General features: G+C 44.4%; 1 protein-coding gene. It reads right to left on the bottom strand.

Translation table 11 applies throughout. The features are described 5' to 3' along the window. Positions 1-7 precede the first annotated feature (7 nt). Positions 8-225 (bottom strand): hypothetical protein (locus J3U35_RS05555; protein ID WP_267360106.1); only part of this gene is annotated, 218 nt, incomplete at its 5' end.

Raw genomic sequence — 225 nt, 5'->3', positions numbered from 1 at the left:
ACGGTGGTCAATGAAGACTTAAGCTGGCTGGTACAGTTTGATTTTGCCAAGACGTTAGGGGAGCACAGAAACAACAGTGAAGTGGTGAGTAACTACACGGAATCGATGGTTGGTTTTGCTTACCGACCGAGAGCGATAAACAACCTGAACTTATTTGGTAAATTGACGTATGTGTATGGATTAGACCCGGATGACCAGTTGATAGTGAACTCAACGTCATCAAGC

The organism is Gilliamella sp. B2717 (genome assembly GCF_026536675.1).
Taxonomy (GTDB): Bacteria; Pseudomonadota; Gammaproteobacteria; order Enterobacterales; family Orbaceae; genus Gilliamella; species Gilliamella apicola_I.
This window is presented reverse-complemented; position numbering and strand designations above follow the sequence as displayed.